The sequence below is a fragment of the Nitrospirillum goiasense genome (genome assembly GCF_034427435.1).
In the GTDB taxonomy this organism is placed as follows: Bacteria; Pseudomonadota; Alphaproteobacteria; order Azospirillales; family Azospirillaceae; genus Nitrospirillum.
Window position 1 is genome coordinate 1,138,329 of the sequence record NZ_JAXQNP010000004.1, and the last position, 14,360, is coordinate 1,152,688.

A 14,360-nucleotide genomic window follows, 5' to 3' on the forward strand; every position below is an offset into this window, starting at 1 on the left:
TTGCTGGCGCTAAACCAGAAATTATATGATATCCGATATTAAAATTGAGCGAGATTTAGATCCCGAAATTAAGAGTGCGATTCTGTTCGGTGTAACGCGGCCCAATTGTGAATTTCTCCATATCAAGATCAGGATTTGGCATGGAAGTAGTGAAGATGATTTGATGGGGAAGCCGAGCTTTCTGGGATAGGTTGACGATGATCTTTTGAAAATTGTGACTGCGCTGCTGTTCCATACCTTTGTCTTCGACATTGTCCATTAGCACGAGGCGTGGGTGCCAGAAGTTCTCGTCCTCCGCAGCCGCGCCGAGCAGTGCGAGAATCGCGGCATTCTTTAGGACGACATTGCTGCTCTCGGCGAAGTTCATCTTGCCATCGACCAGAACCGCATCATCGGCAAAATCGACCGTCACCATCCCTGGATCAGTGAATTCCTCCTGCCGCTTCAGGTCCTGCTTGAGAAGTGACTTGGCCCGGGCGCTAACCATGCTCATCGCTTCGCTGATGCGTCCGTAGCTAGCAGAACTGAGGCGCGTAATCACTGTATTCAGACGATCGACTTCATTATTGGCCGCATCTCGTTCCGCAATCAGCTTGGCGACGCGCTCGGCAAGTTCGCGGATGGAGCCTAGATAGGTGATCTCCTGCCCGATTTGACCAATTCGATTGTTGAGCTCCGCGAGCTTGGCGTCTCTTGGCGATCCGGCAAGTTCGAAGGCGGAGCGGAACTCGAGGTTCCGCCTACGCAGTTCATGTCGCGCGCTCTTTAGCTCCGCGCCGTCTTTCTGGCGCTCCGCCTCTTTTGCTTCGAGAATTTGACGGGACTCGCGCAGCTGCATCGAGATGTCGAGCTTGATCTCCAGGTAGCGCGCGCCCTCGCGCTCGGGGTCGACAGGCTTCGAACACAACACGCACTGCGACGTTCCGGTATGACCCTCGAGTGGCTCCAGGCACGCGGGGCAGTATGCAAAGTCGATTGATCCTAGGACGCCGGCAATCGACGAGGAGGCGTTGACCTTCTCCATAGTCTGCTCAAGATAGTCCAAAAACGTATTCAGATCGGAAATTTCGAGTTCGAGCTTTTCGACGCTTTCTTCGAGCTGCCGGACTTCGCTTCGGGCACGACGAATGTCTCGAAGGGCTTGGTTGCGGCGATCTTCGAATTCCTTATCGACATCGCCGGGAGCGGCTTCGTCAACTGCTGCGATCTGCTCGATGACGCGATCACGCTCTTGCTCGAGCGCGGTGATGCGGCCGGCGAGTTCAACCGCGTTCATCGAGCCATATTGACCTGGGATGGCAGCGAGCAGCGAAGTGAGCTTCGCTTGGCGGTCTTCAAGAACCTTTTTGGCGTTGCGAAGCTCAAGCTGGGCAACATAGAGGTCATAGGTATTAGCACCCAAAAGCAAATCGCCGACAGCGGTCCGCATGTTGCTTGTGTCGAAGCGTTCGAAGCGGAACAGTCGGGGCGCGGGCGTGCGCTGGTCAGAATATAGCAAGCGCAGGATCTGATGCGCCGTGACGTTGCCGCCTTCGATTGTCGGTGCCTCAGGAATGCCGCAGGCCCGGAACAGCACCTGTGAGAAGCCGAGTTGCTTGTCGGTATTGCGTCGGATTGGATAACGCTCCCAGCCTTCGATCGGGCTGTTGATTGCGTTTGCCATCGGGCCGAAAAATACGGTTATCGGTTCCTGCTTGGTTCCGATTAACCGGCGCAGCGTCAAGGGCCCTGAGGTAGTCGCGACTTCCGCACGAACTTCGGTGCAGAGACTGGCCTTTTCCTTCCACTCGTCGAATTCGCCGCCGAGCACGTAAAAGATGAAATCAGCAATTGTTGACTTGCCAGAGCCATTATCGCCGCGGATGATGTTCACGCCCTGATGGAATTGCTGGTCGTACACCGGACGGGCGTGCGAAAAGATGCACAGGCGTTTGAGAGTGAGAAGGCTGAAGCTCATGTGCCTGGTCTCCGCAAGCTAGTGGCAAGGCGAAGCTCTCCAGGCACGCCTGCGCCGATTCCCGCGAAGGCGTTCGTCAGGAAGCCGACAACGCGGCGTTCGTCCGAGCTCATGACGACCGTATCACCAACTTGGGCGAGTTTTTCGTCAGCGACGACCTTACCGGCTCTTAACGCCTCAAGGGCCACGAAACCCTTGCCGACCAGGGTGCGCAGCGCTTCCTTTTGCACCGGCTCCATCTTGGCGAAAAGCATCTGGGGAGAGGGGAAACTCAGGAATCCCTTCTCGGGTTTCACGATTGACAATGCCTGGAATTCCTTGCGGATCTCCAAGGGCATATGCGTTTTATGCAGTAGCGGCGGATTGGCTAAATAGAAGTCCGAGATATAAAGTCGCTCTAAGGTTAGATCCTGGTTGGGCCAAGCTATCAGCAAGCCGAGCATACGCCTAACCGTGTCGTAAACGTCAAGTTGCGGATACCATAAGCGCAGTTTCATTCTGGGTCCCATCGCAGATGGCACTGTTCTGTGAGAAAATACATGGCATCAATTACGGTTTTGGCGCGCAACCTATGGCTGCTCCCATATTTGTTAACCAAGGCGTCGACTACTTCGATCTGAATTGCGTTTGATATTGCTTTATCCGAGGCACCCTTGCAGATCTGTGCGAGGTAGACATGCGTCTCGAAACGCTGCTGCACTTCACTGAGAAGATTGTCGTTCGCTTCCCTGGCTGCCGCGTGTAAGCCAAGCTTCATATAGGATTGCGCGAACTTGTTCTGCGCCTCATTGGCGATGCGATATTCGTGCTCGCGGTTCGCAGCGGCTAGCTTCTCAAGCAGGTCACGTCGATCCGTGGACTTGGTGCTATAGTCCTCGGTTGCAAAGAAAGCGTCGGGCTCGTTCCCGGCGGCCAGGCTAGCCGGTTGCGGACAGCCATCTGCCAATTTCTTGAGATGGCGCAGAACGCTGCGATAAATCGGTGCGTTGCGATCTACTGGCTTACAAATCGTCGCATGGTCTGCGTCAATCGGTATTGGGTTGACACCACCAACGCCAGGATCCGCGCTCTCTTTGGTGACGACATGCACGCCCTTGGTCTTAAACATCTCATAGTAAGCGATAGTCGCAATTCCCTGCTTGCTGGCTAGCGTCCGGTAGAATTGGTTGAGCTCGTCTAGCAGCGTGCTGCCTGCTTTCAGTGTCTCGATGTTCTTCGAGATTAACTTGGTCGCGACGAAGCCGAGCACCGACGCGAGGCTCGAACCGGAATGGGGGGTGGCCAAAAATGCGACGAATTTGATGCTTTTGGCAATTTCCTGCCAGTCGGGATCTTCGGATTCCAAGCCAGTGCGAATGATTTGCTTAGCCAGAAGGCCGCCGAGGCTATGCGCGATCACAGCGATCGGGCGCGACCCGAAATTCTGCCCGGCGAGATATTCAAGTACGGCCTTCGCGCGTTCGTAGAGCGACATGCTCTCCTCGATCCATTTCGCGAAAAGCTCTGCCGGATATCCGAGTGCATATACGTTTGCCATCCCGACATCCTGCGCGACCCATAGGGGCCAATACGCATCGGCGGGATCGGTTGCGGTTGCGCAGGTCCATGTCCCCTTCGGATTCCCCGAGAGCCCATGGATGAAGATCACATCGAAAGACCCCGTGCCTCCTGCGATCAGTTCAAATGTGAAAGATGACATCCTGCCAACGCAACCTTGAACTATCTAGCCGCTTACCTCTCCGATAATATCGCGTAATAGGCGGCATATAGAAAGTAAATTCTCGCTTGTGGGCCGCTCACCTTGCCGTGACAAGCATGTTAATTGACTGGCTGGCGAATCGCAGTCTTTGGAACCGGCACCGCTAGCGCAGAATGACGGAGATGGGCGCAAAGCTGACAGAGGCGGCATTTTCAAACCATAATGTCAGGACAGTCGCTTTCCGCATAAAAATTGGGTGAAGCTTTGCTCAGGAAATGCAGCTAGCTTACCTGAGCATTGCCGGCCCGCGCCTAGCCCACTATTCTCACCTTATGCGTCCCCCACAGGGGGCTTGTGGGCTGCTGCCGGCGCCGACCCGCTTTCTTCACCTTATGATCAGTCGGAGTTTCACGGTCGGCGCACCATCGCGCGTATCGCCGCTCCTTCACGTTCAAATCCCCCAACCTGTTTAGGCGGGACTGAGCCAGTCCTCCGACAGCAGGCCATCCACACGGCGGAACTCGTCGAGATTTCCTGTGATCACGACAAGGCCCAGGCTGCGTGCATGTCCGGCGATCATCAGGTCGTAGGGGCCGATGACGCGGCCCTTTTGTTCGAGGTCGGCGCGAATGTTGCCGTAGTGCGCCGCTGCCCGCTCATTGAACGGCAGGACCTCCAGCCGTGCCGCAAACGCCTCGACCTGGTTTCGGGTCTCGATCGGCTTGGCGGATTTCTCCGCGTCATAGAGCAATTCGGCCAGTGTCACGGAGGAGATGCAGAGCGAGGCCGCTTCAGCGTTAAACCGCTCCCTAAGCCCGGCGGGGCGATCCCGGAGGACGCGGATGCACAAATTGGTGTCGAGCATGAAGCGCAGCATGTCAGAAGCTTTCACGCTCCTGCAGGGCGGGCTGTTCCCGGTCGGGCAGGTCAACGCCGGGTTCCGCGAAGAAATCGTCCCATACCGCCGCCGCTGGAACGATGATGCGCCGCGGCCCATCACGAATGATCGTCACCTCTCGCACACCGTCAGGAAACGCAACGTCCCTGGGCAAACGCAAGGCCTGTGAGCGGTTGCTCAGGAAAAGGGTCGTCGTCCTGGTCATAAGCATCCTCGCCGCCGGGATATACAAACTGTATATCCTTGGTCCGGATATGTCAAATGGATATACGTCCAGCCTTGCGGCGGCCTGGATTGGGACGCCGGGTCGCTGACCGCCCCAATCTTCCCGCATGTGCTCCCCCAAATGGGGAGCACACGACGGGAAGCGGGCGTGCCGCTCAGCGCAGGCCGCCGCTGGCGGTCAGGCGTTCGCCGGTCAGCCAGCGGGCGTCGTCGGAGGCGAGGAAGACGGCGATGGCCGCGATGTCGTCCGGCTGGCCCGTGCGGCCCAGCGGGGTCTGCGCCACGATGCCTTGCTCGAAGTCGGAGCCGACGAACCCGGCGGTGTGCGTGCCTTCGGTCTCGACGATGCCGGGATTGATGGCGTTGACGCGGATTTTGCGCGGGCCCAGTTCATTGGCCAGCACGCCGGTGATGGCGTCCACCGCGCCCTTGGTCCCGGTATAGACGGCCGAGTTCGGCACGAACAGGCTGGTGACGGCGGAGGAGATGTTGATGACGCTGCCCCCTTCGCCCAGGTGCTTGGCGGCCGCCTGGGTGGTCAGCAGCAGGCCCAGCACGTTGACGTCGAAGATGCGGCGGTAGTGTTCCTCCGTCACCTCCCCGATGGCGGCGAATTCGTAAACGCCGGAGTTGTTGACCAGGATGTCCAGGCGGCCGAATTCCTTGACCGCCGCGTCGATCAGGCCGTGTGCCTGGTCCGCCTTGGTGACGTCACCCTGCACGGCGATGGCCTTGCCGCCCGCCGCCGTGATCGCCTGGACCACCGCGTCCGCGCCGGCCTTGCTGGATGCGTAATTGACCACCACGGCGGCCCCTTCCGCCGCCAGCGCCTTGGCGATGCCGGCACCGATGCCCTTGGAGGCGCCGGTCACCACGGCGACCTTACCGCTAAGCTTTCCCATGTTTTCCGTTCCCTTCGGTTTCGGGGATGGCCGGAGGATGCCGGCATAGTCCCATAGTTCGGAATATCGGAACTATTGAAGCTGGCAACAAGCCCCCTCATATTTAAAAAATCATGAGGCCGTTATTCCATCCCGCAGTCGCGGACATGCGACCGGAAGCCATCCTTCACGCCCTGTCCGACCCCGTGCGCGCGGCGATCTTCACCCAGATTTCTGGGCAGGGCTGTGTGCAGGCGTGCTCGGAGGTCGCGATGGTGGGCGACAAGGCCATCCCCAAATCGTCGCTGTCCCACCACATCAAGGTGCTGAGGGAGGCCGGCCTGATCCGGTGCGAGCGGCACGGCGTGGAAATGCGCAACCATTCGCGCTGTTCCGAGGTGGACCAGCGCTTCCCGGGGCTTATGGCGGCGATCCTGAGCGCCTACGCGAAGGCAGGGGCATAGGGAACCCACCACCGCTACCGCGCATCCTCCCGGATCATCGCCGCCGCCCGCTCCGCGATCATCATGGTGGGGGCGGCGGTGTTGCCCGAGGTGATGCGCGGCATGACGGAGGCGTCGGCCACGCGCAGGCCCTGCACGCCGATGACGCGCAGGCGGGCGTCGGTGACGGCGTGCGGATCGTCCTGGGGCCCCATGCGGGCGGTGCCCACGGGGTGGAAGATGGTGGTGCCCACGTCGCCGGCGGCCTGGGCGATATCGGCGTCGCTGCGCAGATGGGCGCCGGGCTTGTATTCCTCCGGCTGGAAGGCGGCCAGCGCCGGGGCCTGGGCGATGCGGCGGGCCAGGCGCAGGCTGTCCACCGCCACGCGCCGGTCCTCCTCCGTCGCCAGGTAGTTGGGCTGGATTACCGGGGCGTCGGCCGGGTCGGGGCCACGGGCGTGGATGCTGCCCCGGCTGGTGGGTCGCAGGTTGCAGACGCTGGCGGTGAAGGCGCCGAAGGGGTGCAGGGTGTCACCGAACTTGTCCAGCGACAGGGGCTGGATGTGGAATTGCAGGTTGGGGGTGGCGTATTCCGGCCCGCTGCGGGTGAAGGCGCCCAGCTGCGACGGCGCCATGGTCAGGGGCCCGCGCCGGCGCAGGGCATAGTCCAGCGCCATCCACGCCCGGCGGGGCAGGGACTGGTACAGCAGGTTCAGGGTGGGCACGCCCGTCACCTTGAAGATGGGGCGCAGTTGCAGGTGGTCCTGCAAATTCTCCCCACCCCCGGCCGGTCGGCGATGACCGCGACACCCAGGTCGCGCACCCGCGCGCCGGCGCCAATGCCGGAGCGCTCCAGCAAGGCCGGCGTCGCCACGGCGCCGGTGGCCACCACCACCTCTCGCCGTGCCACCAAAGTGCGGGCCGCCAGAATCCGGGGGCCGTGCGGGGTGCGCAGGCGCACGCCGGTGGCGCGTGTGCCGTCGAAGGTCAGGCGCTCCGCCAGGGCGCCGGTGATAACGGTCAGGTTGGGGCGGTGGCGCACGGGGTCGAGGAAGGCGCGGGCGGCACTCCACCGCCGGCCTGCCTTCTGGTTCACCTGGAAATAGCCGCAGCCCTCATTGTCGCCCTGGTTGAAATCCTCGGTGCGGGGAATGCCGCACTGACCGGCGGCGTCGATAAAGGCGTCCAGCAGGGCCCAGCGGATGCGGGGGTGGTCCACATGCCACTCGCCCCCGACCCCGTGGAAGGGGCCGGCGCCGGCCACATGGTCCTCCTGCGCCAGGAAGGTGGGCAGCACGTCGTCCCAGCCCCAGCCCGGCAGCCCCATCTGGCGCCAGCCGTCATAGTCGGCGGCCTGGCCGCGCATGTAGATCATGGCGTTGATGGCGGAGCAGCCGCCCAGCACCTTGCCGCGCGGATAGGCCAGGCTGCGGCCGTTCAGGCCGGGCACCGCCTCGGTCTTGAACATCCAGTCGGCGCGGGGGTTGCCGATGGCGAAGAGATAGCCGACGGGGATGTGGAACCAGATCCAGTCGTCCTTGCCGCCGGCCTCCACCAAGGCCACGCGCACGGTGGGATCGGCCGACAGCCGGTTGGTCAGCACGCACCCGGCCGAACCCGCGCCCACGACGATGTAGTCGAAGATGTCGGCGTCTTCGGCGGCGGCGGTGGTCATGCGGGCGGCCCTCCCAGGCGGTTGTTTCCGCCAGTGTCGGCCGCCCGCCGGGTGCCTGGCAAGCGCCGGGGTGTCATCCCCGGCGCTTGCCAGGCACCCGGCGCCGCGGGATCGTCATCACGGCTTCAGGCTTTGGGCCTTCAGCGTCACGGTTTGGGTCTCGCCCAGGGTCAGGGCGTCGCTGCCAAGGGCCACGGTGTAGCTGCCGGCCGCCACCTTCCACTCATGGGCCTGGGCGTCGAAATCGGCCAGCAGGCGCGGGTCGACGGTGACGCTGACCGTCTTCTTCTCGCCCGGCTTCAGGTCCACGCGGCCGAAACCCAACAGGCGGGTGCGCTTCCCCTGCGGGCCCGACACCAGATAGACCTGCCCCACGTCCTGGCCGGGGCGGGCGCCGGTGTTGGTGACGGTGAAGCTGATCTTCATCGCCTCCCCGGCGCGGGTGCCGGCGGCGGCCTTCAGCCCGCCTTGCGCGAAGGTGGTGTAGCTGAGGCCATAGCCGAAGGGGAACAGGGGCGCCAGGCCCTTGGCCGCGTACCAGCGATAGCCGACGTCCGCCTTCTCCGGATAATGGGCGTCGATCAGCTTGGTGCGGTCGCGCTCGTAAAAGCCGGCCAGCTCCGGGCTGGGCAACTGGCTTTCGTCCCGGGGGAAGGTGATGGGCAGGCGGCCCGAGGGGTTGACGTCACCGAACAGGATGTTGGCGATGGCGTGGCCGCCCCGGATGCCGGGATACCAGGCCTCCACCACGCCGGCCACCTTGTCCAGCCACGGCATGGCGACGGGGCCGCCGGTTTCCAGCACGACGATGGTGTTGGGGTTGGCGGCGGCCACGGCGGCGATCACCGCGTCCTGGCCCTGGGGCAAGGTCAGGTCCGGCACGTCCTGGCCCTCGATGTTCCATTGCGTGGCGAAGATGAGGACCACGTCCGCCTGCTTGGCGGCGGCCACGCTTTCGCTGACGTAGCGGCCGTCGGCGAAGAACACGGCGTCCTTGCCGGCCTTGTCCTCGATGGCCTTCAGCGGCGCGTCGGGCTGGTAGACGGCGTCGGAGATGTGGACCAGTTCCCCGGTGCCGCCGATGTGGACGAAGGCGCCGTTCTTGTAATCATGGTTGGGCCCGTCGGCCGCCAGCACCTGGGACGACCCGCCGCCCGACAGCACGCCGGCGTCGGCCAGCCCGCCGATGACGGCGATGCGCTTGCCTTTGGCCAGGGGCAGGACGCCGCCCTTGTTCTTCAGCAGCACGATGCCGTGCTCCGCCACCGTGCGGGTCAGGTCGGCATGGCCCTGGAAGTCGATGGGGCCGGTGGAGGCCTTCACGTCGAACACCCCGGTGGCGAACAGGGAGCGCAGGATGCGCCGCACCATGTCCGACACGCGGGCCGCCGGAATCTGCCCGGCCTCGACCGCCGCCTTCAGCGGCTTGTCGAAGAACACGTCCTTGTCGATCTGCTCGCCCGACTGCTGGTCCAGGCCGTTCATGGCGGCGCTCAGCGCCGGGGTGGCGCCCCAGTCGGACATGACCCAGCCGGGATAGGCCCAGTCGCCCTTCAGCACCTTGTTCAGCAGGAAATCGTTATCGCAGGCCCAGGGGCCGTTGACGCGGTTGTAGGAACACATGACGGAGCCTGGCTTGCCCGCCTCGATGGCCAGCTGGAAGGCCAGCAGATCGCTTTCGCGCAGCGACGCCTCATCGATCACCGCGTTCACGGCGCGGCGGCTGGACTCCTGGCTGTTGATGGCGAAGTGCTTCACCGTCGCCACGATGTGCTGGTCCTGGGTGCCGCGGATGGCCTGGCCCGCCAGCGTGCCGGCCAGCAGCGGATCCTCCCCCAGATATTCGAAGTTGCGGCCGTTGCGGGGCTCACGCGTCAGGTTCACCCCGCCGCCCAGCAGGACGTTGAAGCCCTTGCGCGCCGCCTCGTCCCCCACCATGGCGCCACCCTGGTAGGCCAGCTCCGGGCTCCAGGTCGCGGCGATGGCCAGGCCGGCGGGCAGGCCGGTGGCGCCGTCGGGGCGCAGGCGGTGGGGGGTGGTGACGCCCAGGCTGGCGTCCGTCTCGCGCAGGGCGGGAATGCCCAGGCGCGGCACGCCGGGGATGTAGCCGGCGGACCAGACCACGCCCTCCGGCAGGCGGTCGATCTTGTAGGGCAGGGCCATGATGCCGTGCAGCATGCCGATGCGCTCCTCCAGCGTCATGCGGCTTTCCAGCAGGCGCGCGCGCTCATCCGGCGACAGCTTGGCGTCCATCCACGGGCCGGGCACCGACGGCGTTGGTGGCACGGCGGCGGCGGTGGCCCGCGCCGACATCTCGGCCTCCAGCGGGATTTGGGCCTGGGCCGGGGAAACCAGCGCACCGCCGGCGGCAAGGGCGCAAAGGGCGGCGCCGGCGGCCAGGCGGCCTACCAGACGGCGGAGGGGGGCGCGGGGCATGGGCGATACTCCCTGGATTTTATTGCCGCCGGACGGGCCCGGCGGAGCGTATGACAACCTTGTCATATGGCGCGCACTCTAAGGGTTCGGCTCCGGCCCGCGCAACCGGTTTGTGGGGCGGGCCCAAGGGGACCCAATCGGCGATGTCCGAATGCGCCTCTATGCCGCCCGCCCGCTGTCGGGTTTGGCTGGGGAAACCGTCAGGGGGAAAGAGCCATGGCTGAGATCAGGATATCCGCGGGCATTACCATCCACATCGACGCCGGGAACATCGGCACGCTCACGGGCGGCCCCGGTGGCACCGCGCTGGGCGGCCTGGGTGAGGCGGTGACGACGGCGGAGGCGCCGGACGCCCTGCTGGCCCGTCTGGGCCTGACGGCGCATTTCGCCCGGCTGACCCGGCCCGACGGCTCGCCCCTCTGGGTGCGTGGCTCCTCGGTGTCGCTGGTGCGCCCACCCCTGCCCACGGAAATCCCGCCCGGCGGCACGGCCAAGGCCACGCTGACCGTGGGTGGTGGCCATCAGACGGTGGCGGAGGATGTCGCTGTCGTCGTGGCGGCCGTCAACGCCCATGGCGGGAGTCTTTAACGGCGGCCCCAGCCGCCGGGGCGGTTAGGGGCGGCTATTCGGCGGCGGCGGCGAAGCGGGCGCGATAGGCCGTGGGGCTGGTGCGCAGGCGGGCGCGGAAGTGGTGGCGCAGGGTATCGGCGCCGCCGAATCCACACTCCGCCGCCACCTGCTCCAGCGACAGGGAGGTGGCCTCCAGCAGGGTGCGGGCGCGGCCCAGTCGCTCGGTCAGGATCCAGTCCTTGGGGCTGGTGCCGGCGGCCTCGCGGAAGCGGCGTACCAGGCTGCGCTCGCTCATGCGCGCCTGGGACGCCAGGCGGGCCAGGGTCAAATCCTGGTCCAGGTTGCGGCGGATCCAGTCGAACAGCGCGGACAGGGGGGCGGCCTCATCGGCCAGCGGCGCCTCCACGAACTGCGCCTGGCCACCGTCGCGGTGGGGCGGGATGACCAGGCGGCGGGCCACCTGGTTGGCGATGCGGGCGCCATGGTCGCGGCGCACGATGTGCAGGCACAGGTCCAGGCCGGCGGCGCTGCCGGCGGAGGTCAGCACCGACCCCTCGTCCACATACAGCACGTCGGGTTCCACGCGGATGTCGGGGAACCGCGCCGCCAGGGTTTGGGCATAGCGCCAGTGGGTGGTGGCACGCTTGCCCGCCAGCACGCCGGCCGCCGCCAGGACGAACACGCCGGAACAGATGGACACCAGCCGCGCCCCGCCGGCGTGCGCATGGCGCAGCGCGTCCAGCAGGGCCGGGGGCACCGGCGCGTCCTTGCCGCGCCAGCCGGGAATGATGATGGTGCCGGCGGCGGCCAGGTCGCGCACATCGCCGTCCGCCAATACCTGGATGCCGCCCACCGCGCGCAGGGGGCCGGGTTCCGCGGCGCAGACGCGAAACTGGTACCAGTCCGCCATCTCCGGCCGGGGCAGGCCGAACACCTCCACCGCCACCCCGAACTCGAAAGTGCACAACCCGTCATAGGCCAGCACGGCCACGGTGCGGTTGCGCGGGGGTGTCGGGGCCGGTGGGGCGGAGCGGGGCAGGGTCATGGATGCCATGAAAACACCGGCGCCCCAGGGGGCGCCAGGGGCTGATGGCAGCCTGGCCGGAAATGCCCGCCTATTGGCGGACAGGCGAGGGTGGTTCCTTGCCATCAAATGCATTACATTGTCATGCGAGCAATAAAGGAGGCCCCCATGGCCAGCAATGCCCTGGTGCAAACGCGTATCGATGCGGACGTGAAGGATCGGGCTGCCGCTGTACTGGAAAAAATGGGTCTATCGGTATCGGATGCTGTCCGCATTCTTCTGACGCGAACCGCCAATGAAGGCGCGCTGCCTTTCCTGCTGGCGGATGGCGCCACCCACGATGCCTGGTTTCGCGCGAAGGTGCGACAAGCGCTTGAGGACCCCCGTCCAAGCCTGGATGAAGACGATGTTGAGGACCACTTCGCGTCGCGGCGGGCCATTCTGCGGGACCGGGTCGCCGTGAAAAAGGGTGGTGCATGAAACTGCGCTGGTCGCCCTGGGCGGTCACGGACCGAGAGAGGATTTTCGACTATCTCGCGGAGCGCAATCCGGAGGCGGCCGTAGCGTACGCTGTCATCGACCTCAAGGCTGGGCTCACCGGTCGTCCCCCGCGTCGCTGAACGCATGGCCGCAATGGGCGCAGTGTCTGGGCGGGACCAGGCTGCGGGGTTGGACGGCGATGCCGCAGTGGCCGCAGACGCGGGACGTGGCCAGGGCCACGGCCGCGATGGCGCCCATCAACAATAATCCGGGCCAGGCGTGGGCCAGGCCCACGTTCAGCAGCAGCGCGGCGCCCAGCAGGACGACGATCACCGCGCAGTAATAGGGCAGGATGGCGCGCCGCACGGCGGGCTCCCCCGGCACATGAAACAGCACGAAGCCGAAGCCCAGGGTGAACAACGCCCCCAGGATCAGCAACAGCAGGGCCAGGCTGGGCAAGGAATGGGCGTGAACCACGAAAACCTCCCATCCGGGTGGCCCCATGATGATCGAGGCCCACCCGCGATGAGGGCATTTTAAGGCAAGCCTGCCACCTGGTGACGCAGGACTGTGTGGTCCGAGCCCTGCGTACGATGCGTGGGTCAGTCCTGGTGGGCCTCCGCCTGCATCACCGCCAATTCGTTGCCCGAGGGGTCGGTGAAGTGGAAGCGGCGGCCACCGGGGAAGCTGAAGATGGGGCGGACGATGGTGCCGCCCGCGGCGGTGACGGCGGCCAACGCCGCTTCCAGCGCCTCCACCTGGATCACCGTCAGGGGCGCCTTGGTCGCCTCCGCCGCGTCGGCCTGCAGGCCGATGTCCACGTCGCCGGTCATGGTGCAGGCGTAGGTGGGGCCGAAGCCGGTCAGCGACCAGCCGAAGGCCTGTTCATAAAAGCTCTGCGACGTGGCCAGGTCGCGGGTGGGCAGTTCGATGTAATTGGGCCGGGCCATGGGATGTGCCTTCCTGTCGGCGGTTGTCGTTGATGGCGGAGCCTTAGCCCAGGTTGATGACAGCCGCTGTCAGCAGGATGTTGGCTGGAACCGCCCGCCTTTTGGCGGGGGTGCCCCTGGCGGCCGGGCGCCGCATAGGGGACAAAGGGCCATCGCCGCCGTTTGACAGGAGACCCCGCCATGGCCGACCCCGCTCCCATTTCCGCCGGCCCCTCCGTCGTCGCCAAGACGCCCGCCGCCGCGCCGGACGACGCCGTGGCGCATTTCGCCGCCAAGCTGGCGTTTGAGACCGATTGCGCCGACGTCTGGTACGCCACGACCCAGGAGACCAAAGACTTCGTGCTGCTGGACGTCCGCACCCCGGCCCTGTTCGCGGCGGGCCATGTGCCGGGCGCCGTCAACATCCCGACCCGGCAGTTGACCGAGGCACGGCTGGCGGACTACCCGGCGGACACCTTGTTCATCGTCTACTGCGCCGGCCCGCACTGCAATGGTTCCACCAAGGCGGCGCTGAAGCTGGCGCGCCTGGGCCGACCGGTGAAGGAAATGATCGGCGGCCTGACCGGTTGGATCGACGAGGGCCTGGGCCTGGCGCGCGGCTAGTGGGATCTGATCAGGCTTCAGATCAGGGCCTTGGCCATTTCCGTGGTCGGGGCCCATCCCGCCTGCTCATACAACGGGCGGCCGGCGGCCGTGGCGTGCAGGACGGCATAGGTGATGCCGCGCTCACGGAACGCCGCCTCCGCCAAGGTCATCAGGCGCCGGGCCAGGCCTTGGCGCCGATGGCCAGGCTCGACATAGACGTTCAGGACATAGCCCCGCCGCGCTTCCTCCGGATGTGCCGGGTGGGGCGGCCAGTCGAGTTCCATCAGGCCTATGCCGGCCACGACCGCGCCCTCGGCGTCGACCAAGGCGAACCCGAAGTACCGTCCATCGGCCAAGCGGGGTGCCAGCCAGGCGCGAAAGGGTGCTGTCATGGCCGTGATGGCGGCCTCCGGCCGGCCGGAGTCACGGAACATGGCGGCGCGGTGCCGGCATACCAGGTCCAGATCGTCCGGTGTCAGTGGGCGGTGCGTCAGCGCCATGGGGCTTCCCCGTCGTTTCGGGGAACCCTTGTAGGGA

15 protein-coding genes and 1 pseudogene are annotated in these 14,360 nt (G+C 65.3%); 4 read left to right on the forward strand and 12 right to left on the reverse strand.

The genetic code is table 11. The features are described from left to right. Positions 1 to 55 precede the first annotated feature (55 nt). The 6 genes from ULB03_RS26695 to ULB03_RS26720 form a co-directional block, all read right to left on the reverse strand. Complete coding sequence (locus ULB03_RS26695; RefSeq protein ID WP_322486112.1) at positions 56 to 1,957, reverse strand: AAA family ATPase; 1,902 nt, start codon at positions 1,955 to 1,957, stop codon at positions 56 to 58. Beyond that, a complete protein-coding gene (locus tag ULB03_RS26700; RefSeq protein WP_322486113.1) occupies positions 1,954 to 2,454 on the reverse strand; it encodes an ABC-three component system middle component 5 in 501 nt (166 codons plus the stop codon). The genes ULB03_RS26695 and ULB03_RS26700 overlap by 4 nt, the downstream gene beginning before the upstream one ends. Continuing rightward, positions 2,451 to 3,656 carry an ABC-three component system protein gene (locus ULB03_RS26705; RefSeq protein WP_322486114.1) on the reverse strand — a complete coding sequence of 402 codons (1,206 nt, stop codon included), beginning with the start codon at positions 3,654 to 3,656 and terminating at the stop codon, positions 2,451 to 2,453. The genes ULB03_RS26700 and ULB03_RS26705 overlap by 4 nt, the downstream gene beginning before the upstream one ends. 469 nt (positions 3,657 to 4,125) lie before the next feature. Then, positions 4,126 to 4,533, reverse strand: coding sequence for a type II toxin-antitoxin system tRNA(fMet)-specific endonuclease VapC (gene vapC, locus ULB03_RS26710; protein ID WP_322486115.1), 408 nt, complete (start codon positions 4,531 to 4,533; stop codon positions 4,126 to 4,128). Between the two features lies 1 nt (position 4,534). Beyond that, positions 4,535 to 4,888: a type II toxin-antitoxin system VapB family antitoxin gene (gene vapB / locus ULB03_RS26715; protein ID WP_322486116.1), complete on the reverse strand. Its 354-nt coding sequence runs from the start codon at positions 4,886 to 4,888 to the stop codon at positions 4,535 to 4,537. Between the two features lie 46 nt (positions 4,889 to 4,934). Further along, on the reverse strand, positions 4,935 to 5,681 hold the full coding sequence (locus tag ULB03_RS26720) for a glucose 1-dehydrogenase (protein ID WP_322486117.1): 747 nt from the start codon (positions 5,679 to 5,681) through the stop codon (positions 4,935 to 4,937). 146 nt (positions 5,682 to 5,827) lie between these two features. Between ULB03_RS26720 and ULB03_RS26725 the strand changes: the two genes are divergently transcribed. Then, entirely contained in the window at positions 5,828 to 6,124 is a 297-nt protein-coding gene (locus ULB03_RS26725) for an ArsR/SmtB family transcription factor (protein ID WP_322486118.1), read from the forward strand. A 14-nt stretch (positions 6,125 to 6,138) separates the two neighbouring features. Here the strand turns inward: ULB03_RS26725 and ULB03_RS27600 are convergent. Beyond that, positions 6,139 to 7,778: pseudogene (locus ULB03_RS27600) on the reverse strand (GMC family oxidoreductase). 117 nt (positions 7,779 to 7,895) lie between these two features. Continuing rightward, positions 7,896 to 10,214 carry a beta-glucosidase family protein gene (locus ULB03_RS26735; protein ID WP_322486119.1) on the reverse strand — a complete coding sequence of 773 codons (2,319 nt, stop codon included), beginning with the start codon at positions 10,212 to 10,214 and terminating at the stop codon, positions 7,896 to 7,898. 216 nt (positions 10,215 to 10,430) lie between these two features. Here ULB03_RS26735 and ULB03_RS26740 point away from each other — a divergent pair, with 216 nt between their 5' ends. Then, positions 10,431 to 10,802, forward strand: a complete 372-nt coding sequence (locus ULB03_RS26740) for a hypothetical protein (protein WP_322486120.1) — start codon at positions 10,431 to 10,433, stop codon at positions 10,800 to 10,802. Between the two features lie 34 nt (positions 10,803 to 10,836). Here ULB03_RS26740 and ftrA read toward each other — a convergent pair whose 3' ends face one another. After that, positions 10,837 to 11,838, reverse strand: a complete 1,002-nt coding sequence (gene ftrA / locus ULB03_RS26745) for a transcriptional regulator FtrA (RefSeq protein WP_322486121.1) — start codon at positions 11,836 to 11,838, stop codon at positions 10,837 to 10,839. A 138-nt stretch (positions 11,839 to 11,976) separates the two neighbouring features. Here ftrA and ULB03_RS26750 point away from each other — a divergent pair, with 138 nt between their 5' ends. Beyond that, entirely contained in the window at positions 11,977 to 12,288 is a 312-nt protein-coding gene (locus ULB03_RS26750; protein ID WP_322486122.1) for a type II toxin-antitoxin system RelB/DinJ family antitoxin, read from the forward strand. A gap of 114 nt (positions 12,289 to 12,402) precedes the next feature. On the opposite strand, the gene ULB03_RS26755 is transcribed toward ULB03_RS26750, so the two are convergent. Further along, entirely contained in the window at positions 12,403 to 12,765 is a 363-nt protein-coding gene (locus ULB03_RS26755) for a hypothetical protein (RefSeq protein WP_322486123.1), read from the reverse strand. Between the two features lie 125 nt (positions 12,766 to 12,890). Then, complete coding sequence (locus tag ULB03_RS26760) at positions 12,891 to 13,238, reverse strand: VOC family protein (RefSeq protein ID WP_322486124.1); 348 nt, start codon at positions 13,236 to 13,238, stop codon at positions 12,891 to 12,893. A gap of 180 nt (positions 13,239 to 13,418) precedes the next feature. On the opposite strand from ULB03_RS26760, the gene ULB03_RS26765 reads away from it, so the two are divergent. After that, the gene (locus tag ULB03_RS26765; protein WP_322486125.1) at positions 13,419 to 13,841 is read left to right on the forward strand and encodes a rhodanese-like domain-containing protein; all 423 of its coding nucleotides are present in this window, start codon (positions 13,419 to 13,421) and stop codon (positions 13,839 to 13,841) included. 17 nt (positions 13,842 to 13,858) lie between these two features. On the opposite strand, the gene ULB03_RS26770 is transcribed toward ULB03_RS26765, so the two are convergent. After that, positions 13,859 to 14,323, reverse strand: coding sequence for a GNAT family N-acetyltransferase (locus ULB03_RS26770; protein ID WP_322486126.1), 465 nt, complete (start codon positions 14,321 to 14,323; stop codon positions 13,859 to 13,861). Positions 14,324 to 14,360 lie beyond the last annotated feature (37 nt).

What these genes read in the sequence shown, in the direction of transcription:
- ULB03_RS26750 (WP_322486122.1), top strand. Translation starts at nt 11,977, where the DNA reads ATGGCCAGCAATGCCCTGGTGCAAACGCGTATCGATGCGGACGTGAAG.
- ULB03_RS26695 (WP_322486112.1), bottom strand. Translation starts at nt 1,957, where the DNA reads ATGAGCTTCAGCCTTCTCACTCTCAAACGCCTGTGCATCTTTTCGCAC.
- vapC (WP_322486115.1), bottom strand. Translation starts at nt 4,533, where the DNA reads ATGCTGCGCTTCATGCTCGACACCAATTTGTGCATCCGCGTCCTCCGG.
- ULB03_RS26765 (WP_322486125.1), top strand. Translation starts at nt 13,419, where the DNA reads ATGGCCGACCCCGCTCCCATTTCCGCCGGCCCCTCCGTCGTCGCCAAG.
- ULB03_RS26725 (WP_322486118.1), top strand. Translation starts at nt 5,828, where the DNA reads ATGCGACCGGAAGCCATCCTTCACGCCCTGTCCGACCCCGTGCGCGCG.
- ULB03_RS26760 (WP_322486124.1), bottom strand. Translation starts at nt 13,238, where the DNA reads ATGGCCCGGCCCAATTACATCGAACTGCCCACCCGCGACCTGGCCACG.
- vapB (WP_322486116.1), bottom strand. Translation starts at nt 4,888, where the DNA reads ATGCGGGAAGATTGGGGCGGTCAGCGACCCGGCGTCCCAATCCAGGCC.
- ULB03_RS26770 (WP_322486126.1), bottom strand. Translation starts at nt 14,323, where the DNA reads ATGGCGCTGACGCACCGCCCACTGACACCGGACGATCTGGACCTGGTA.
- ULB03_RS26700 (WP_322486113.1), bottom strand. Translation starts at nt 2,454, where the DNA reads ATGAAACTGCGCTTATGGTATCCGCAACTTGACGTTTACGACACGGTT.
- ftrA (WP_322486121.1), bottom strand. Translation starts at nt 11,838, where the DNA reads ATGGCATCCATGACCCTGCCCCGCTCCGCCCCACCGGCCCCGACACCC.
- ULB03_RS26720 (WP_322486117.1), bottom strand. Translation starts at nt 5,681, where the DNA reads ATGGGAAAGCTTAGCGGTAAGGTCGCCGTGGTGACCGGCGCCTCCAAG.
- ULB03_RS26705 (WP_322486114.1), bottom strand. Translation starts at nt 3,656, where the DNA reads ATGTCATCTTTCACATTTGAACTGATCGCAGGAGGCACGGGGTCTTTC.
- ULB03_RS26740 (WP_322486120.1), top strand. Translation starts at nt 10,431, where the DNA reads ATGGCTGAGATCAGGATATCCGCGGGCATTACCATCCACATCGACGCC.
- ULB03_RS26735 (WP_322486119.1), bottom strand. Translation starts at nt 10,214, where the DNA reads ATGCCCCGCGCCCCCCTCCGCCGTCTGGTAGGCCGCCTGGCCGCCGGC.